Genomic DNA, 18,469 nt, shown 5'->3' on the forward strand with positions numbered 1-18,469 from the left:
TCAGCTCCCCTTGGGCGGAACGAGTTGCAGGTAGACGGTGGTGAGGATCAGGTTCAGCACGAACAGCAGCAGGAACGTGATGACCACGGACTGGTTCACCGCGTCCCCGACGCCCTTCGGCCCGCCCTTGGGGTTGAGCCCGCGGTAGGAGGCGACGACCCCGGCGACGAAGCCGAAGATGAGGGCCTTGATCTCGCTGATCCACAGGTCGGGCAGCTGGGCGAGGGCCGAGAAGCTGGCCAGGTAGGCGCCCGGGGTGCCGTTCTGCATGATCACGTTGAAGAAGTAGCCGCCGAGCACGCCGACGACGCTGACCATGCCGTTGAGGAAGACCGCGACGCCCATCGCGGCGAGCACCCGCGGCACGATCAGGCGTTGCACCGGCGAGACGCCGAGCACCTCCATCGCGTCGATCTCTTCGCGGATGGTCCGGGAGCCGAGGTCGGCGCACATCGCGCTGCCGCCCGCGCCGGCGATGAGCAGGGCCGTGACGATCGGGCTGGCCTGCTGGATGATCGCGAGCACGCTCGCCGCGCCGGTGAACGACTGGGCGCCGATCTGCGTGGTCAGCGAGCCGATGTGCAGCGCGATGACCGCGCCGAACGGGATCGAGACCAGTGCCGTCGGCAGGATCGACACGCTCGCGATGAACCAGAACTGCTGGATCAGCTCCCGCACCTGGAACGGGCGGCGGAAGGTCAGCCGGACGACGTCGAGACCCAGCCCGTAGAGCCGGCCGGTCTGCCGCAGTGCGGCCGCCCCCGGGAACGACGGCGTCGTCGTCCGTTCGGCCATTCGTGTGCCTCCAGCGGTTTCGGCGGCACGACGAATACGCCCGAGAAGACTAAAGGGAAATGGTCCGAACGGGTTAACAAATTCCGGCCATTCACGGTCTCGGGGGCACCGTGCCGTTTCCTACTGGTCGGTACGCTAACGACGGCCTTGCTGGGAGACAAGAACTTGAGCAGGATCACGCGGTCACGGGCTGGTAACCCCACATTTCTTGTCCACCGCTGACAAACGGACCCGATCTTGTTGTCAGCGGAGGAAAAGAAAGTTACCTCCGGGCTGCACCCGGGCTTGACAAGCTACCCGCTTTTGTCAATTCCCGCGTGCTTGAAGTGTCGACACGCGTGTCTGGAGGGTCGACACGCGTGATCAGGGAGGCGACACGCCGCGGGCGGGTGGGCGGCGCCGTGTCGACCCTTCAATCACGCGTGTCGACCCTCCGATCACGCGTGTCGGCCCTTCCCGCACGGGTCAGGACTTGAGGTCGGCGAGGAGCTCGTAGGAGCGGACGCGGTCGGCGTGGCCGTGGACCATCGTGGTGACCATCAGCTCGTCCGCGCCGGTGTCGGCGAGGAGCCGCTCGAGTCCCTTGTGGACGGTTTCCGGCGAGCCGACGATGCTGGACCCGAAGCGCTCGGCCAGGAACGCGCGGTCCATCTCGGTGTACGGGTACTCCGCGGCCTCTTCCGGTGTCGGCAGCGCGATCGGGCGGCCGCGGCGGAGGCTGAGGAACGTCAGCCCGGACGGCCCGGCCAGGAAGCGGGCGCGCTCGTCGGTTTCGGCGGCGACCACGGACACGCCGAGCATCACGTACGGCTCGTCGAGGACTCCCGGCCGGAAGTTCTCGCGGTACAGCTGCACGGCCGGGATGGTGTTCTCGGCGGCGAAGTGGTGCGCGAAGGAGAACGGCAGCCCGAGCCGCCCGGCCAGCTGGGCGCTGAAGCCACTCGAACCGAGCAGCCACACCGGCGGCTGGTTGCCCTCGGCGACCACGGCGTTGACGCCACGGGCCTCCGAATGGGTGAAGTAGCCGATCAGCTCCTGCAGGTGTTCCGGGAAGTTCTCCGCCGACAGCCCGCCCGGGCCGCGCAGGGCGAGGGCCGTGCGCTGGTCGGTGCCGGGCGCGCGGCCGATGCCGAGGTCGATCCGGCCCGGGTGGAACGCCTCGAGGGTGCCGAACTGCTCGGCGACGACCAGCGGCGCGTGGTTGGGCAGCATGATCCCGCCCGAGCCGACGCGGATCCGCTCGGTGGCGTCGGCGACGTGCCCGATCAGCACGACCGTGGCCGAGCTGGCGATGCCGGGCATGTTGTGGTGCTCGGCCAGCCAGTAGCGGTGGTAGCCCAGCCGTTCCGCGGCGCGGGCGAGGTCCAGGGTGTTGCGCAGCGTCTCGCCGACGGTGTTCCCCTCCGACACGGGGGACAGGTCGAGCACGGACAGCGGCACGTCAGGCAGTGAGCTCACAACCGGGGTCAACGCCCCGGTGCCGTCAATGCTTCCCGGAGCGACGCCGGATCGTCGCCGCTGAACGTCACGACGCCGTCCGGGCGCACGAGCAGCGCGTCGGCCGGGGCGTCCGGGCACCGCGCCGTGACGATCTTCACGTCCGGGCCCGCGGCTTCCCGGAGGTCGGCGCGGTCGGCGAAGTCGAACAGCACGGTCCGCGCGGCGCGCATGACCTCGGCCACCCGGGTCGGCTCGCCGTCGACCACCAGGGGCAGGTCGGGGACGTACGGCAGCTCGTCGGCGTCCCGCAGGAGCTCGCCCAGGTGCCGGGTCGGCTCGGGAAACGCGGCCAGCTCGCCGAAGAGCGTCCGGAGGGCATCGCCGTCCTCGCCGGTCAGGCGGTCGAGCAGGGCCTGGACGCGGGTCTGCGTCAACGTCCGCGCCGCCACCGGGTGCCGCTCGGCGTGGTAGCTGTCGAGGAGGCTTTCCGGAGCCGAGCCGCGCACGACGGCGGCGAGTTTCCAGCCGAGGTTGACCGCGTCCAGCAGCCCGACGTTGAGCGCGGACCCGCCGGCGGGGAAGACGTGGGCGGCGTCGCCGGCCAGGAACACGTGACCGGCCCGGTACCGCGTGGCGAGCCGCGCCGAACTCGTCGTCCGGGACAGCCACAGCGGTTCGCCGAGGGGAAGGTCTTCGCCGAGGACCCGGCGGAGGGCGGCGCGGAACTCGTCGAGGGTCGGTTCGCCGGGCGGCTCCGGCGTCACCTCGCGGACGCCGACGATCACGACACCCGGGGTCAGCGACGTCACCAGCACGCGCCCGCCGGGCCGCCGGTCCCAGCCGCGGGTCGTCGCGGCGAACAGGGGCACGTCCGCCCGGAAGTGGCCGAGGCGCAGGAGCTCGCCGTCGGTGGTGCCGGGGAACCCGATGCCGGCCAGCTCGCGGACGCGGCTGTGCGCGCCGTCGCAGCCGACGACGTACCGCGCGTCCAGGTGGTAGTCGCCGTCAGGGCCTCGCACGGTCCCGAGATCGACGAGTGCGTGCCCGCGCCGGATCTCGGCGCCGAGTTCGAGCGCGCGTTCGGTCAGCAGGGCCTCCATCCGCGGCTGCTGCACCATGAGCCCGTGCAGCGGTGACCGGCCGAGTTTCGCGAAGTTCAACGGCACCGCGCCGAACGGGAAGCCGGGGAACGGCCCGGCGAAGGCCGCTTCGGCCCGGAACCGGCCGAGGAGCCCGCGGTGGTCGAGCTGCTCGACGATCCGGCCGCCGAGGCCGTTGGCCCGCGGCCGCCCGTCCGGCGCGGCCCGCCGGTCGAGCACCACCACCTCGGCCCCGCCGAGCCGCAGCTCCGCCGCCAGCATCAGGCCCACCGGACCCGCTCCGATCACCGCGACTTCCATGACGCCCTCCCAGTGTCAGTCCAAACTGACGACAATGTCAGGCTAGACTGACACCCGTGGAAGCGGAAGAGCTTTCGGGACGTGTCTCGGAAACGGACCCGGCGGTCGCGCTGCGGGCGGTCGGCGCCCTGCACCGGCTGGCCGAGCAGGTCGAAGCGGCGGCCGTCGCGCACGCGCGCGAACGCGGCTGGTCGTGGGAGCAGATCGGCGACGCGCTCGGCGTCGCCCGGCAGTCGGTGCACGCCAAGTACGGGAAGTGAGGGGCTCGTGCTCGACCGGATGATCGCCAAGAGCCCGTTCGCCGCGGTGGTGACGGCGGCGCTCGAGGAGTCCCGCCGCCGCGGCGACCGGCGGCTCGGCACCGAACACCTGCTGCTGGGCTTGCTGCACGACGCCGGCAGCGCGCGCACGCTCGGCGTCGGCCTCGCCGACGCCCGCGCGGCCCTGGACCGCCTGGACCGGGCGGCGCTGGCGGCGCTCGGCATCGAGGTGGACGGCCTCCGCCCGCCCGAAGTCCCGGTGCGGCGCGGGAAGCTGACCCCGGGCGCGTTGACGTCCGGGGCGCGCGCGGTCGTCAACGAGGCGATCCGCGGGGTGCCGCGGCCGCGCGATCCGGGGCAGCTGCTGCGGGTGCTCGTGCGGCTGACCCCGCCCGACCCGGCGGCCGACCTGCTGGTGGAACTGGGCGTGGACGCCGCCGCGGTTCGCCGTCGGCTGGATTCACCTCCGTGAACGCGGGCCATTGGCTACGGTAGGCGAATCGGAAAATGAGAAACAGGAGGACGGGTGCCGCGTCCCGAGCGACCCTTGGATCCCGGGGACGATCTGCTGATCGAATTCGCCGCCGATCTCCGGCGTTTGCGCGAGAGCGCCGGGAATCCGACCTACCGCGAGCTCGGCCGGCGTGCGCACTACTCGGCCGGCACGCTGTCGGAAGCCGCCGGCGGGCGGAAACTCCCCAGCTTGGCGGTCACCCTGGCCTACGTCCGGGCCTGCGGCGGGGTGCCGGGGGAATGGGAGGAACGCTGGCACGCCGTCGCCGAAGACTCCCGCGGTGAGGGTGCCGATTCACCACCGGAGCCGGAATCCGGGGAAATTCCGCCGTACGTCGGGCTGGTCGCTTTCGGCCCCGCCGACGCGGGCCGTTTCTTCGGCCGCGAACGGCTTGTCGAAAAACTCGTCGAACGCCTCGGCAGGCAACGCTTTCTGGCCGTCCTCGGCGCGTCCGGCTCGGGGAAGTCGTCCCTGCTGCGCGCCGGCCTCCTGCCGTCGGTGAAGGGGCCGGCCGTGCTGCTGACGCCGGGCCCGCGCCCGCTGCAGGAGTGCGCGGTCAAGTTCGCCGCCGCGCTCGGCGTCGCGCCCGGCGCCCTGCTCGACGACTTCGCCGCGCACCCGCGCAACCTCGGGCTGGCCGCCCGCCAGCTGGCCGACGGCGGCGACGAAGACTTCGTGCTGGTCGTCGACCAGTTCGAGGAGGTCTTCACCCTCTGCCAGGACGACCAGGAACGCGCCCGGTTCCTCGACGCGCTCGTCACCGCGACCACCGAGCCGGGCAGCCGCACCCGGGTGGTCCTCGGCATCCGCACCGACTTCTACACCCACTGCGCGCGGCATCCGGAACTCGCCGAGGCCATGCAGGACGCCCAGGTCCTGGTCGGCCCGATGACGACCGAAGAGCTCCGGCAGGCGGTCACGCGGCCGGCCATCGACGCCGGGTACCGCGTCGAGAACGCCCTGGTCTCCCGGCTGGTCGCGGACGCCACCGGCCGCCCCGGCGTGCTGCCGCTGCTCTCGCACGCGCTGCTGGAGACGTGGCGGCGGCGCCGCGGCACCACGCTGACCCTCGCCGGGTACGAGTCGACCGGCGGCATCGAGCGGGCCATCGCGCAGACGTCCGAAGGCACCTTCGCGAAGCTTTCCCTGCGCCAGCAGCGGCTGGCCCGGCAGATCTTCCTGCGCATGACCGCGCTCGGCGAAGGCACCGAGGACACCAAGCGGCGGATCGGCCGCGCGGAGCTCGACACCGACGCCGACACCGCCGTCGTCCTCGGCGAGCTGGCCGCCGCCCGGCTCGTCACGCTCGACGACACCGGCATCGAGATCACCCACGAAGCCCTCATCCGCGGCTGGCCGCGGCTGCGCGAGTGGCTCACCGAAGACCGGGAGGGCCTGCGCGTCCACCGGCAGCTCACCGAGGCGACCGACGCCTGGGAGTCCGTCGACGAAGACCCCGGCTGGCTCTACCGCGGCACCCGGCTGGCCATCGCCCGGGAGTGGGCCGCGCGCCAGGACTCCGCGCTGTCCCGGCGCGAACGCCGGTTCCTCGACGCGAGCCTCGCCGTCGAGCACGCCGAGCAGGAACGCGACCGCCGCCGGACCCGCCGGCTGCGTCAGCTGGTCGCCCTGCTCGCGGTGCTGCTGGTCGTCGCCGTGGCCGCCACCGCCTACGCCGTCCGCGCCGAGACCACGGCCACCCGGCAGCGCAACGACGCGCTGGCCCAGAAGGTGGCCGGGCAGGCCTTGGCCATGCGCGCGACCAACCCCGCGCTGGCCGCGCAGCTCGCGCTCGCCGCGTACCGCCTGGACCCGGGGTCCGACGAGCGCAGCGGCCTGCTCGGCATGTTCGGGTCGCCGTACGCGACCCGGCTGACGGGGCACACCGGCCGCGTCAACACCGTCGCCCTCCGCCCGGACGGGCGGGTCGTCGCCACGGCCAGCTGGGACGGCACGGCCCGGCTCTGGGACGTCCACGACCCGCACCACCCGGTGCCGCTGGGCGTGCTCGCCGGGCACAAGGGCAACGTCAACAACGTCGCCTTCGCCGCCGACGGCCGGACCGTCGCCACCGCGGGCTTCGACGGCACCGTCCGCGTCTGGGACGTCTCGGACCCGGCGCGGCCGGGGCCCGGCACGGTGATCGAGCAGCACGAAGGCAGGGCGTACGCGGTCGCGTTCAGCCCGGCCGGGCCGCTGCTGGCGACCGCCGACGTCAAGGGCACGATCCGGCTGTACGACACCACCGACCCCGCCCACCCGCGGCCTTCGGGGGAGCTGACCGGCCACACCTCCTACGTCAACAACCTCGCCTTCAGCGGCGACGGACGGCTGCTCGCCTCGGCGTCGGCCGACAAGACCGCCCGCTTCTGGGACGTCGCTTCGCGGCGTCAGCTCGGCGTCGCGGCCGGGCACACCGACGTCGTGCACTCCGTCGCCTTCCGCCCCGGCGCGCCCGTCCTCGCCACGGCGAGCCAGGACCAGACCGCGCGGCTGTGGGACGTCGCCGACCCGGCCCACCCGGCGCAGCTGGCGTCGCTGACCACGCACAAGGCGACCGTGCGCTCGGTGGCGTTCACCGCCGACGGCCGCACGCTCGCGACCACCGGCTTCGACCGCACGGCCCGGCTGTGGGACCTCGCCGACCCGCGGCAGCCGCGCGAGCTGCCGTCCCTGCCCGGGCACACCGGCGCGGTCGTCTCCGCGGTGTTCACCCGCGACGGCCGCACCCTCGTCACGGCCAGCGACGACCAGTCCGCCCGGCTCTGGGACCTGCCCGGCCCGGCCATCCCCGCGCACACGGCCCAGACGTGCCACGTCGCCTTCGGCCCGGCGGGCAAGCTGCTGGCCTCCGGCGGCTATGACGAGACCGTGCGGCTGTACGACCTCACCGAACCGCGCGCGCCGCGGGCGCTGGCCACGATCGGCGGGTTCGGCAACGCGGTCTGCGGCGTCGCCGTCAGCCCGGACGGCCGCACCCTGGCCACCGGCAGCTGGGACCACACGATGACGCTGCGGGACATCACCGACCCGCGCCACCCCGGGCCGCCGGTGGTGTTCAACCGGCTGCACGACGACATCGACGCGGTCGTCTTCAGCCCCGACGGCAAGCTGCTCGCCACCGCGGGCGACGGCCACACGGCCCGCCTGTGGGACCTGACCGACCGCCTGCGCCCGGTCGAGATCGCGAAGCTCGAGGGCCACGACGACGACGTCCACACGATCGCCTTCAGCCCCGACGGCCGGACGCTGGCCACCGCGGGCTGGGACCACACGGCGCGGCTCTGGGACATCTCGGCGCCCCGGGCCCCGCGGCCCCTCGCGAAGCTGGCGGGGCACACCGACACGGTGTTCTCGATCGCCTACAGCCCCGACGGGCGGCACGTCGCCACGGCGAGCGCCGACCGCACGGTCCGGCTCTGGGACGTCGCCGACCCGGCGCGCGTCCCGCCGCCGTCGGTCCTGGACGGCCACACGGACGTGGTGATGTCGGTGTCGTTCAACGGCGACGGCCGGACGCTGGCGTCGGGCAGCTACGACCGGACGGTCCGGCTGTGGGACGTCGCCTCGGCGACGCCGTACGCGGTCCTGCCCGAGCAACGCGACCGCGTCTACGCGGCCCAGTACTCCCCGAACGGCCACACCCTGGCGGGCGCGGGCGCGGACGGCACGGTGCGCTTCTGGGAGGCCGACCCCACACGGGCGGCCGAGCGGATCTGCGCGGCGGTGTCACCCAAGATCAGCGACACTGAGTGGAGCGAGAGCTTCCCCGACCTCGATTTCACCCCACCCTGCCCCTGACCGGTTGTTCGGCGTTGTTGTTCGGTGCGCGAGCGCGGACACCGAACAACCCGGATCGACTAGACATGCCCTCGGACAACGCGTCCCACGACGTTATTTCACCGGGGGTCTGAAGGGCTCCTTCGAGGGCACGGGAACCCGCCTCCCCCGCCCCTCGAAGGGGCCCTTCAGCGTTTCCCGGCCCCGATCACGCGAGTTCCGGCCCCGATCACGCGAGTTCCGCCTTCAATCACGCGAGTCCCGCCCCGGATCACGCGAGACGCGGCCTGGGGCGCGCAGGTTCGGGGTTTCGGGTGCGCGAGACCTGACCCGGTCGCGTGGGTTCGGGCCCCGAGCCCGTGAGCCCCGGCCCGGATCACGCGAGCCCCGCGACGTCACCGCTCCTGAGCCCAGGCGAGCGCGGCGGTCATCGCCCCGAACCGCCACCCGCCGGGTGTCCGCACGGCCTCGCACGTGACGCGCAGCCCGCTGCTCCGGTGCGGCGGCTCGCCGTCGCCGGGGCGCGCGGCTACCACTACCGCATCCTGGCCACGCTGCACGAGTTCGGGCCGTCGAGCCAAGCCGGGCTCGGCCGCCGTGGCCGGGTCGACCGCAGTTCCGGCGGACGCTGACGCGCCTGCTCCGCCAGGTCCTCGCCCACCACGAGGGCACCTGAGTCAGGCGGCCGGGATCCAGTCCGGGTTCGAGGCCAGCACGATCAGCTGCTGCGTCGCCCTGGTCAGCGCCACGTACAGCACCCGCCGTCCCGTTGTCGACTCGGTGATCAGGTCGTTCGGCTCCACGAGCACCACCGCGTCGTACTCCAGGCCCTTCGAATCCAGGCTGCCGACGACCTTGAGCCGCTCGTCCGCCTGCCCGGACAGCCAGCCCGCGACCTCCGGCACCCGGTCCATCGCCGTGATGACGCCGACCGTGCCCTCCACCGCGCCCAGCAGCTCCTTCACCGCCGCCTGCGTCGCCGCGGCCAGGCCGGCGGCCTCGACCGGGCGGACCTCCGGCTCGACCCCGGTGCGGCGGACCGCCACCGGCAGCTCGCCGGACTCCGCGTGCCCGGCCACGACCTTCGCCGCCAGGTCGAAGATCTCCGCCGAGTTCCGGTAGTTGGTGCGCAGCGTGAACCGGCGCCGGGCCGTCTTGACGCCGAACGCCTGGTCGCGCGCCGACGCCGCCTCCGCCGGGTCCGGCCACGAGCTCTGCACCGGGTCGCCGACCACCGTCCAGCTCGCGTACTTGCCGCGCCGGCCCACCATCCGCCACTGCATCGGCGACAGGTCCTGCGACTCGTCGACGACCACGTGCGAGTACTCGTCGTAGTGCTCCGGCCGCGTCGGCGCCCCGCCCGAGCGCTCGGGCTCGACCTCGACGACCTGGCGCCGCTTGCGCTTCGGCGGCGGCCCGACCAGCACGCGCAGCTCGTCCAGCAGCGCCACGTCCGCGATCGACCAGCCCCGCGACCGGTCCGCGAAGTCCGCGGCCAGCATCGAGATCTCCTGGCGGTTCAGGATGCCCTTCGCCGCCGCGGCCAGCCGCTTCTCGTCGGCCAGCCATTTGAGGATCTGCGCCGGGTACAGCACGGGCCACCAGACGACCAGGAAGCGGTGGAAGTCGATCCGCTCGCCCAGGTCGGTGATCAGCTCGGCGCGGTCGATCTGCCTGCCGTCGTCCTTCGCGTGCTGCTCGGCCTTCGCGGCGAGGGCGTCCAGCAGCATCTCGGCCGCGCGGATGCGCTGGCGGTTCGGCGGCGCGCCCTGCGTGTGGGCCTTGCGGCGGACCTTCTCCAGCTCCCGCGCGTTCAGCTTCAGCACTTCGCCGCGGTAGACGATCCGCATCTCCTCCGGCGCCTCCGGCGGCGTGTCGCGCAGCGCCCGCAGCAGCACCTTCCGGATCCGCAGCGACCCCTTGACGGCGGCGAGCGGCGCCGGGTCCTGCCGCGTCGCCTCCAGGCCGTCGAGGACCTCGCCGAGCGCGCGCAGCTCGACGTTCGTCTCACCCATCGAGGGGAGGACGCGCGAGATGTAGCTGGTGAACACCCCGGACGGCCCGATGACGAGCACGCCGGCCCCGCCGAGCTGACGCCGGTAGCGGTAGAGCAGGTAGGCCGCCCGGTGCAGGGCGACCGCCGTCTTGCCGGTGCCCGGCCCGCCGGTGATCTCGGTGACGCCGCGCCACGGCGCCCGGATGACCTCGTCCTGTTCCTTCTGGATGGTCGCGACGATGTCGCGCATCTTCTCGCCGCGCGAACGCCCCAGCGCGGCCATCAGCGCGCCCTCGCCGACGATCGCCATGTCCTCGGGCACGGCGTCGGCGATCAGCACGTCGTCGTCGACGTCGAGGACGTTCTGGCCGGAGCACCGGATCACGCGCCGCCGCACGACGTCCATCGGCTCCTCGGCCGTGGCCTGGTAGAACGCCGCCGCGGCCGGCGCGCGCCAGTCCGTGACGAGGTTGTCGAACTCGGCGTCGCGGATGCCGAGCCGCCCGACGTAGGTGCGTTCTCCCTCGCGGTCGTCGAGCCTGCCGAAGACGAGGCCCTCGTACTCGGCGTCGAGCGTCTGCAGCGTCTGGTTGGCGTGGTAGACCATCATGTCGCGCTCGAACAGCATCGACGCCTGCTCGAAGATCGCCTCGCGCTGCGCTCCCTGGCCGATCTCGTAGCCCTTCGTGCGCATGGCCTCGGCCTGGACCCGCAGTTCGTCCAGACGGGTGTACACGCGATCGACGTGGGCTTGCTCGATGGCGATCTCGGCCCGTCTGACCCGAGGTTCGGACACGCATGGCTCCTTGACAGCTTTGGGATCGCCTCCGAGGGCGAAGAACGACTCTACGCGGTGGCCCGGGCGGGGACACCCGTGTCCCGGTCATCCGCGCCGCGTGCCGTCCCCCACAATCGGGGGGTGACCAGGATCGTGGCCGGGACGGCGGGCGGACGGCGGCTGAAGGTGCCGCCGAAGGGCACCCGGCCGACGTCGGAACGCGTGCGGGAAGCCCTGTTCAACGCCCTCGAGACGGCGGGCGAGCTGGACGGCACCCGCGTCCTCGACCTCTACGCCGGCTCCGGCGCGCTCGGCCTCGAAGCCCTCTCCCGCGGCGCCGCGGACGCGCTGTTCGTGGAGGCCGACCGGCGGGCGGTCGACGTCCTGCGCGGCAACGTCGCGGCGCTGGGCCTGGGTGGCACGGTCCGGGCCGGGCAGGTCGAGAGCGTGGTCGCGGCGCCCGCGCCCGCCGAGTACGACCTCGTGCTCGCCGACCCGCCGTACGCCGTGGACGCGGCCGCGCTCGGGTCCGTGCTGGCGGCGCTGGCGGCGAACGGCTGGCTGGGGCCGTCGGCGCTGGTGGTGGTCGAACGCGCGGCCCGCGACGGCGAGCCGGACTGGCCGTCCGGCTTCGAGCCGACGCGCGCGAAGAAGTACGGCGACACGGCCGTCCACTGGGCGGAGTACACGGCTGTGGCGTGAACCACGCGGCGGAGACCGGGTGCGGCACGGTAGCGTCCGCGCCATGCGGCGTGCGGTCTGTCCCGGCTCCTACGACCCGGCCACCAACGGCCACCTCGACATCATCGAACGGGCCAGCAGGCTGTTCGACGAGGTCGTCGTCGCGGTGGGGGTGAACAAGAACAAGAAGGGCCTCTTCGAGATCGAGGAGCGCCTGGAGATCCTGCGCGAAATCACCGCGAAGCTGCCGAACGTGCGGGTCGACTCGTGGGAGGGCCTGCTCGTCGACTACTGCCGCGAAAACGACATCGCGGCGGTCGCGAAGGGCCTGCGTTCGGTCAGCGACTTCGACTACGAGCTGCAGATGGCGCAGATGAACCGCGAGCTCACCGGCGTCGAGACGCTGCTGATGGCGAACAACCCGGTGTACGGCTTCGTGTCCAGCTCGCTGGTCAAGGAGATCGCGGCGCTCGGCGGTGAGATTGAGCCCTTCGTGCCGCCGATCGTCTTCGAGCGGCTGTCGGAGAAGTTCCCCAAGCTGGGGCGCTGACCGGGTCCACTTCGGACGCCCGGGGTGTCCGGTTCCCGTCGATCGGCCCCCTCCGTTCGTCGGGATTTCGGCCCTGAGCTGCGGGAGTTCACGCCGTCGTCGCCTGACGATCATCCGATCGGGTTACGGTCCGAAAATGACCAACTACCGATCGCGCCTGGCTGCCGTCCTGTTCGCGCTCCTGGCGACGCTGTTCGCCGGGGTCACCACGGCCTCGGCGGCCGCCCCCGCCCTCGCCGCGCAGAACGCCTGCGGGAACCTGTCCGGCTTCTCGCACACGACGCTCTCGGCGCTGCCGCCCGAAGCGACGACGACGTACAACCTGATCCAGTCCGGCGGGCCGTTCCCGTACCCGAAGAACGACGGCGTCGTCTTCGACAACCGCGAAGGCATCCTCCCGGCCTGCGCGTCGGGCTACTACCACGAGTACACGGTGCCGACGCCGGGTTCGAGCACCCGCGGCACGCGCCGCATCGTGACCGGCAGCGCGGGCGAGTACTTCTACACCGGCGACCACTACGCCACCTTCAAGGTCATCGACATCTCCGGTGGCGGCACGACGCACGCCTGCGGCGACCTGTCGGGCCTGGCGAAGATCGGCTACTCGCAGCTGTCGTCGGCGGCGAAGACGGTCGTGGACAACGTCCGCGGCGGCGCGGCGACCGGCACGACGTACGAGAACCGCGAAGGCGTGCTGCCGGCCTGCGCGTCCGGCTACTACCAGCTGTTCGCCGTCGGCACGAACGACCGCGTGATCTCCGGCAAGGCGGGCGAGCTGGCCTACACACCCGACCGGTACGTCACCTTCAAGCGGATCGACCTGAATTCCTGAATCCGTGCAACGCCCCGCGCCTCCTCGTCCGTGAGATACACCGGGAGCCGGACGAGGAGGCGCGATGCGGGCAGCGGACGACGCGGACTTCCGGGAGTTCGCCCGCGTGCGGTCCCTGGCGCTGCGGCGGACCGCGTACCTGCTGTGCGGTGACTGGCACCTCGCCGAGGACCTCGTCCAGGTCACGCTGATCAAGCTCTACCGGGCCTGGCCGAAGATCACCCGGCGCGGCCCCGTCGACAACTACGCCCGCCAGGTCCTGCTGCGCTGCTGGCTCGACGAGCAGCGGCGGCCGTGGCGGCGCCGCGAACGCCGTGACGGCGTCGTACCGGACCGTCCCGCTTCGGTGGCCGAGACCGGGATCTCCGGCCCGTTGCTGCGTGCCCTCGCCGAGGTGCCGCCGAAGCAGCGCGCGGCCGTCGTGCTCCGTTACTGCGCCGACCTGCCGGCGGCGCAGGTCGCCCAGGTGCTGCGGTGTTCGGAGGGGACGGTCCGCAGCCAGGCCGCCCGCGGGCTCGAGCGGCTGCGGGGCGTGCTGGAGCACAGCGCGGAGAGGAGCGCGTGATGGCCGACCTCGAGACCCGCCTGCGCGAGGTGGAGGTGCCGGAGCCGCCGCTGGGCTTCGACCCGGACGCCGTCGCGGACCTCGCGGCCCGGCAGGTCCGGAAACGCCGGGCGGGGGTCGCCGGCATCGCCGTCGTGACGGCTTCCGTGGTGGCCGCGGTCCTCTTCGGTCCCGGCCCTGCACCGGCCCCGCCCGCGGCCCCGCTCCTGCCGCCGTCGCCGGCCGAACAGGCGCGGATCAACCGGGCGTTCACCGACGCGCTCGAGCGGGTGCTGCCCGGACGGCGGAGCCTGACCGTGGGCCAGTCGTACTCCGACGCCCTCATCCCGGGCCGGATGAGCACGTCGGCCCTGTTCGTGGACGCGGCCGGGCGCCGGGGCTCCCTGCAGCTGACGGTCCGCGGTCCCGGGACCGCCCAGGAGGTGATGGCGCCCGACCGGGTCTGCGAGAACTACCCGGCGCAGTACTGCACCCAACTCTCGCTGCCGGGCGGCGTGGTGGTGCGGATTCCGTGGTTCGGGATCCAAAACGGCCCCGAAGACCTCGCGCGATGGCCCGGCAACGGGTACCTGTACCGCCCCGACGGCTCGACCGTGACGGTCCTGGGCTACTCGGCGGGAGCGTTGACCGAGGACCGATTCGTCCAGCTGATCACCGATCCGGCCTTCGTGCTGCGGTAGCGGCCCGGTGCCGGGCGTGGCCGAGGGGGACACGCCCGGCGCCGTGCGCCTTCACCGCTTCGGCGCCCGATGCGGGCAGACTGGTCCACAGCGACAGGGGATTGGAGTTGCCGTGTACCGGGTTTTCGAGGCGCTCGACGAGCTCGTCACCATCGTCGAGGAGGCGCGCGGCGTCCCGATGACGGCCAGCTGCGTCGTGCCCCGGGGTGACGTGCTCGAACTCCTCGACGACGTCCGCGACGCACTGCCGGCGGAGATCGACGACGCCCAGGACGTCCTCGACAAGCGCGACGACCTCATCCACGCGGCCCGCAAGGAAGCGGGCGAGACGGTGGCGGGCGCGAACGCCGAGGCCGAGCGCGCGATCGCCGAAGCGACCGACGAAGCGGAGCGCATCCTCGCCGACGCCCGCGCCCGCGCGGAGCAGATGCTCGCCGACGCCCACGACCAGGCCGACCGCACGGTGGCGGCGGGCCAGGCCGAGTACCAGAACCTCACGGACCGCTCCCGAGCCGAGTCCGAGCGCATGATCCAGGCCGGCCGCGACGCCTACGACCGCGCCATCGAGGACGGCCGCGCCGAGCAGGCGCGCCTGGTGGCCCAGACGGAGGTGGTCCAGGCGGCCCACGCGGAGTCGGCGCGGATCGTCGACGAGGCCCACGCGGAGGCCGACCGCCAGCGCGCGGACTGCGACGCGTACGTGGACGGCAAGCTGGCGGAGTTCTCGGAGCTGCTGGCGACAACGCTGCGAACGGTGGACTCGGGGCGCAACCACCTGCGCTCGCCGGCCAACCTGCCCAGCTCGAGCGGGCGGTCGACGCTGTACGACTACCAGGTGTGACGAGCTTCTCAGCCCCCGTCGCGGTCCCGGTCCGGCCACGCGTTCCCCAGGCTGTCCACAACTCGCCGGGTCTGTGGCCAACGGCCGCTCGCCTGCGCCTTTCCGGCTTTTTCGTCGGCTGCCCCCGATAGACTGGACCGGGGACCGGCCCCCAGGGTGGGTGGGCGCGCGCGGGGGCCGGCTTGCCCGCCGGTCCGCGGTCCAGCGCCTCCCCACCCCCCGAGGCACCTGCTCAAAAGGGGTGGCGACCAGTGCGTACCCTGGACGGGATGTCCGAGAACAAGACCCCCCAGCTCGACGACCGCAGCCCGTGGGTGATCGACACCCGTGAGCTCGGCCGTCACGCCGGCCTCAGCCGCGCCGTCCGGCGCAGCGTGCCGGTGGAGACGCCGCTCGGCGTCCCCGATGTCATCACCATCGAAGCCGGCTCCGAGCTGGAACTCGATCTGCTGCTCGAGTCCGTCGTCGAAGGCGTGCTCGTCAGCGGCACCGCGAAAGCCACCGCCAAGGGCACCTGCGCCCGCTGCCTCGACCCGCTCAGCGAAGAGGTCGAGGTCGAGGTCCAGGAGCTGTTCGCCTACCCGGGGTCGGCCACCGAGGAGACCACGGACGAAGACGAGATCCCCCGGCTGGTCGACGACCGGATCGACCTCGAACCCACCGTCCGCGACGCGATCGTGCTGGCCCTGCCGCTGGCTCCGCTGTGCACCGAAGACTGCGCCGGGCTCTGCACGGACTGCGGCGTCAAGTGGGCCGATCTCGAGCCCGGACACGGGCATGAGAAGATAGACCCTCGGTGGGCCGCACTCGTCGAGCGCTTCGACGAGAACGCGGGCGAAAAGCCCGGGCCCAGCTGAACAAGCCTGACGAGCGTCCAGCTCGTTCCGGAGGAAAGTTCGCTCGCACGACCGCGAGCAGACCGTCATAAGGAGATCTACTCGTGGCCGTCCCGAAGCGGAAGATGTCGCGATCCAACACGCGCTCCCGCCGCAGCCAGTGGAAGGCGGCTCCGGTGCAGCTGGTGCCCTGCTCCAACCGCGCCTGCAAGCAGCCGAAGCTCCAGCACATCGCGTGCCCGTCGTGCGGCCAGCACAACGGCCGCCAGGTCGTCGAGCCCGCCTGATCGGGTAGCCGACATGGGGGGCAAGACGCCCGGGGGACCACCAGCCGATCCGGCGCCGTTGCTCGAAGCGCTCGGGGTCACCCTTGACCCCGAGCTGCTCCGGCTGTCGCTGACCCACCGTTCGTACGCGTACGAAAACGGGGGGCTGCCGCCGAACGAGCGGCTGGAGTTCCTCGGTGACGCCGTTCTCGGCCTCGTCGTCACCGATCACCTGTACAACACACACCCCGACCTGCCCGAAGGTCAGCTCGCGAAGCTCCGCGCCAGCGTCGTCAACATGCACGCCCTGGCGCGGGTGGCGCGCGGGCTCGGCGAGGGCGGGCTCGGGGCACACCTGCTGCTCGGCAAGGGCGAAGAGCTCACCGGCGGCCGGGACAAGGCGAGCATCCTCGCCGACGGCCTGGAGGCGGTGATCGGGGCCGCGTACCTCGAGCACGGCATCGAGATCGCGCGCAAGCTCGTCCACCACCTCTTCGACGGCCTGCTCGCCGAAGCGCCGTTGCGCGGGGCCGGGCTCGACTGGAAGACGAGCCTGCAGGAGCTGACCGCGTCGGCCGGCCTCGGCGTGCCCGAATACAAGGTCGAGGACACCGGGCCGGACCACCGCAAGGAGTTCACGGCCACCGTGCTCGTCGCCGGTCGCGCCCTCGGTCACGGCACCGGGTCGACGAAGAAGGAAGCCGAGCAGAAGGCCGCCGAGACGGCCTGGCGTTCGCTGTCCGCCGAACTCGAGGCGCAGAAGCAGGCCGAACCGGAGTCCTGATCAGCGGGAACCCCCGTTGACGGCGCCGCCCTCCCCTCCGTAGCTTGGTGATCATCCGCCGCGCGAGTACTCGATGGAGAGGTAGGGCGGATGCGTCTGTTCTTCGTACCCTTGGTCGCCGCGGCGCTCCTGGTCGTCCCCGGCCCGGCGGCGTCGGCCGCGCAGGTCCGCGTCACGTCGCTGGCGGCGCTGCAGTCCGCGATGGACAAGGCGAACCCCGGTGACACGATCGTCCTCGCCGACGGCAGCTACTCCGCGGGCTCGACGCTCTCGATCAAGCGGTCCGGCAGCAGCTCGGCGCCCGTCACGATCGCCGCGGAACACTCCGGGCAGGCCACCATCACCGGCTCGAAGACGTTCGCCTTCGCGAGCGGCGTCTCGAACGTGGTGCTGCGCGGGTTCAAGTTCCGGGGCAGCGCGAGGCTGAGCGTCCCCGCGGGCGCGTCGAACAACCGCCTGACCCGCAACGACTTCCAGCTCACGACCGACGGCAACTGGGTCACGGTCAGCGGCGACGACACGGTCGTCGACCGCAACGTCTTCCAGAACCGCACCAGCGAGGGCGTGTTCCTGCAGATCCTCGGGCCGTCGGGCGCCATGGCCAAGCGCGTCCACGTGCACCACAACTACTTCTTCAACCACCAGTTCACCGGCACGAACGGCGGCGAGTCGATCCGGCTCGGGCTGAGCGACCGCCAGTCCTCCACCGCCAACGCGCTGATCGAGAACAACCTCTTCGAGAAGGCCGACGGCGACAGCGAAGCGATCTCGGTCAAGTCGTCCGACAACGTGGTGCGCTACAACATGATCCGGGACAGCAAGGGCTACATCGTGCTGCGCCACGGCAACCGCAGCACGGTCGAGGGCAACGTCCTCTTCGGCTCGGGCATCCGGTTCCACGGCAACGACCACAAGATCGTGAACAACTACGTCGCGAACTCCGGCGACCGCGCGATCGTCTTCGGCTCCGGTGACGAAGCCGACAGCGGCCCGACGAGCAAGCTCCACGACCGGCCCGACCGGGTGACGGTGGCGTACAACACGGTGCTGGGCAGCTCGTCGGTGATCGACGGTGACGGCGGGGACTTCAAGCCGAAGGACTGCGTGGTCGCCGACAACATCGTCAAGGGCACCTCGGGGACGCTGGTGACGCTGCCCGGCGGCTCGGTCGTGAAGTACGAGGGCAACATCACCTTCGGCGGCGCGGCGGGGATCCCGTCGCGGAACGTCGATCCGAAGCTCGTCAAGGACGCCGCCGGGCTCTACCGGCTCGCTTCGGGCAGCCCGGCGATCGACACGGGCGTCGGGTCGTACCCGGCCGCGGCGAAGGACTTCGACCTGCAGGCCCGTTCGGGCACCTTCGACGTCGGCGCCGACGAGTACTTCGCGTCCGGCACGACCCGGGTCCCGCTGACGAAAGCCGACGTCGGGCCCACCGCGCCATAGTGCCGTCCGGAAACTGTCGTACCCG

The 18,469-nt window shown here is 72.3% G+C and carries 18 protein-coding genes; 14 read left to right on the plus strand and 4 right to left on the minus strand.

The window, feature by feature from the left end; genetic code table 11:
- The 3 genes from BLW76_RS12375 to BLW76_RS12385 form a co-directional block, all read right to left on the minus strand.
- Complete coding sequence (locus tag BLW76_RS12375; protein WP_091306412.1) at nucleotides 1-795, minus strand: MlaE family ABC transporter permease; 795 nt, start codon at nucleotides 793-795, stop codon at nucleotides 1-3.
- Nucleotides 796-1,260: 465 nt separating this feature from the next.
- Nucleotides 1,261-2,253: an LLM class flavin-dependent oxidoreductase gene (locus tag BLW76_RS12380; protein ID WP_208613275.1), complete on the minus strand. Its 993-nt coding sequence runs from the start codon at nucleotides 2,251-2,253 to the stop codon at nucleotides 1,261-1,263.
- Nucleotides 2,254-2,261: 8 nt separating this feature from the next.
- Nucleotides 2,262-3,635, minus strand: coding sequence for an FAD-dependent monooxygenase (locus BLW76_RS12385; protein ID WP_091306414.1), 1,374 nt, complete (start codon nucleotides 3,633-3,635; stop codon nucleotides 2,262-2,264).
- Between the two features lie 56 nt (nucleotides 3,636-3,691).
- On the opposite strand from BLW76_RS12385, the gene BLW76_RS12390 reads away from it, so the two are divergent.
- From BLW76_RS12390 to BLW76_RS12405, 4 genes are all read left to right on the plus strand, one after another.
- A complete protein-coding gene (locus BLW76_RS12390) occupies nucleotides 3,692-3,895 on the plus strand; it encodes a helix-turn-helix domain-containing protein (protein ID WP_013223678.1) in 204 nt (67 codons plus the stop codon).
- 7 nt (nucleotides 3,896-3,902) lie between these two features.
- Nucleotides 3,903-4,367 (plus strand): Clp protease N-terminal domain-containing protein, encoded by a 465-nt coding sequence (locus BLW76_RS12395; protein ID WP_244170145.1) that lies wholly within the window; start codon nucleotides 3,903-3,905, stop codon nucleotides 4,365-4,367.
- A gap of 54 nt (nucleotides 4,368-4,421) precedes the next feature.
- Entirely contained in the window at nucleotides 4,422-8,210 is a 3,789-nt protein-coding gene (locus BLW76_RS12400) for an nSTAND1 domain-containing NTPase (RefSeq protein WP_482746691.1), read from the plus strand.
- Nucleotides 8,211-8,686: 476 nt separating this feature from the next.
- Entirely contained in the window at nucleotides 8,687-8,821 is a 135-nt protein-coding gene (locus BLW76_RS12405) for a hypothetical protein (protein WP_425266003.1), read from the plus strand.
- Between the two features lie 45 nt (nucleotides 8,822-8,866).
- Here the strand turns inward: BLW76_RS12405 and BLW76_RS12410 are convergent, their stop codons facing one another.
- Nucleotides 8,867-10,981 carry a HelD family protein gene (locus BLW76_RS12410; protein ID WP_091306417.1) on the minus strand — a complete coding sequence of 705 codons (2,115 nt, stop codon included), beginning with the start codon at nucleotides 10,979-10,981 and terminating at the stop codon, nucleotides 8,867-8,869.
- Nucleotides 10,982-11,104: 123 nt separating this feature from the next.
- On the opposite strand from BLW76_RS12410, the gene rsmD reads away from it, so the two are divergent.
- From rsmD to BLW76_RS12460, 10 genes are all read left to right on the plus strand, one after another.
- Nucleotides 11,105-11,665 (plus strand): 16S rRNA (guanine(966)-N(2))-methyltransferase RsmD, encoded by a 561-nt coding sequence (gene rsmD, locus BLW76_RS12415; RefSeq protein ID WP_208613276.1) that lies wholly within the window; start codon nucleotides 11,105-11,107, stop codon nucleotides 11,663-11,665.
- Nucleotides 11,666-11,708: 43 nt separating this feature from the next.
- Complete coding sequence (coaD, locus tag BLW76_RS12420; RefSeq protein ID WP_091306421.1) at nucleotides 11,709-12,194, plus strand: pantetheine-phosphate adenylyltransferase; 486 nt, start codon at nucleotides 11,709-11,711, stop codon at nucleotides 12,192-12,194.
- Nucleotides 12,195-12,330: 136 nt separating this feature from the next.
- Nucleotides 12,331-13,026, plus strand: a complete 696-nt coding sequence (locus BLW76_RS12425) for a ribonuclease domain-containing protein (protein WP_091306423.1) — start codon at nucleotides 12,331-12,333, stop codon at nucleotides 13,024-13,026.
- Nucleotides 13,027-13,090: 64 nt separating this feature from the next.
- Nucleotides 13,091-13,591 carry a SigE family RNA polymerase sigma factor gene (locus BLW76_RS12430; protein ID WP_091306424.1) on the plus strand — a complete coding sequence of 167 codons (501 nt, stop codon included), beginning with the start codon at nucleotides 13,091-13,093 and terminating at the stop codon, nucleotides 13,589-13,591.
- On the plus strand, nucleotides 13,591-14,271 hold the full coding sequence (locus BLW76_RS12435) for a hypothetical protein (protein ID WP_091306427.1): 681 nt from the start codon (nucleotides 13,591-13,593) through the stop codon (nucleotides 14,269-14,271). The genes BLW76_RS12430 and BLW76_RS12435 overlap by 1 nt, the downstream gene beginning before the upstream one ends.
- Nucleotides 14,272-14,383: 112 nt before the next feature.
- The gene (locus BLW76_RS12440; RefSeq protein WP_091306428.1) at nucleotides 14,384-15,112 is read left to right on the plus strand and encodes a DivIVA domain-containing protein; all 729 of its coding nucleotides are present in this window, start codon (nucleotides 14,384-14,386) and stop codon (nucleotides 15,110-15,112) included.
- 269 nt (nucleotides 15,113-15,381) lie between these two features.
- Nucleotides 15,382-15,969 carry a YceD family protein gene (locus BLW76_RS12445; protein WP_167384585.1) on the plus strand — a complete coding sequence of 196 codons (588 nt, stop codon included), beginning with the start codon at nucleotides 15,382-15,384 and terminating at the stop codon, nucleotides 15,967-15,969.
- 83 nt (nucleotides 15,970-16,052) lie between these two features.
- The gene (gene rpmF, locus BLW76_RS12450) at nucleotides 16,053-16,235 is read left to right on the plus strand and encodes a 50S ribosomal protein L32 (protein WP_013223689.1); all 183 of its coding nucleotides are present in this window, start codon (nucleotides 16,053-16,055) and stop codon (nucleotides 16,233-16,235) included.
- 13 nt (nucleotides 16,236-16,248) lie between these two features.
- Nucleotides 16,249-16,998 (plus strand): ribonuclease III, encoded by a 750-nt coding sequence (rnc, locus tag BLW76_RS12455; protein ID WP_208613277.1) that lies wholly within the window; start codon nucleotides 16,249-16,251, stop codon nucleotides 16,996-16,998.
- Between the two features lie 90 nt (nucleotides 16,999-17,088).
- Complete coding sequence (locus BLW76_RS12460) at nucleotides 17,089-18,444, plus strand: polysaccharide lyase 6 family protein (RefSeq protein ID WP_091306436.1); 1,356 nt, start codon at nucleotides 17,089-17,091, stop codon at nucleotides 18,442-18,444.
- The last annotated feature ends 25 nt before the right edge of the window (nucleotides 18,445-18,469 follow it).

The organism is Amycolatopsis tolypomycina, assembly GCF_900105945.1.
In the GTDB taxonomy this organism is placed as follows: Bacteria; Actinomycetota; Actinomycetes; order Mycobacteriales; family Pseudonocardiaceae; genus Amycolatopsis; species Amycolatopsis tolypomycina.

Bases quoted from the DNA above. Each gene is read 5' to 3' on its own strand.
- BLW76_RS12445 (WP_167384585.1), top strand. From the start codon at position 15,382: ATGTCCGAGAACAAGACCCCCCAGCTCGACGACCGCAGCCCGTGGGTG.
- BLW76_RS12375 (WP_091306412.1), bottom strand. From the start codon at position 795: ATGGCCGAACGGACGACGACGCCGTCGTTCCCGGGGGCGGCCGCACTG.
- BLW76_RS12385 (WP_091306414.1), bottom strand. From the start codon at position 3,635: ATGGAAGTCGCGGTGATCGGAGCGGGTCCGGTGGGCCTGATGCTGGCG.
- BLW76_RS12430 (WP_091306424.1), top strand. From the start codon at position 13,091: ATGCGGGCAGCGGACGACGCGGACTTCCGGGAGTTCGCCCGCGTGCGG.
- coaD (WP_091306421.1), top strand. From the start codon at position 11,709: ATGCGGCGTGCGGTCTGTCCCGGCTCCTACGACCCGGCCACCAACGGC.
- BLW76_RS12425 (WP_091306423.1), top strand. From the start codon at position 12,331: ATGACCAACTACCGATCGCGCCTGGCTGCCGTCCTGTTCGCGCTCCTG.
- rnc (WP_208613277.1), top strand. From the start codon at position 16,249: ATGGGGGGCAAGACGCCCGGGGGACCACCAGCCGATCCGGCGCCGTTG.
- BLW76_RS12435 (WP_091306427.1), top strand. From the start codon at position 13,591: ATGGCCGACCTCGAGACCCGCCTGCGCGAGGTGGAGGTGCCGGAGCCG.
- BLW76_RS12460 (WP_091306436.1), top strand. From the start codon at position 17,089: ATGCGTCTGTTCTTCGTACCCTTGGTCGCCGCGGCGCTCCTGGTCGTC.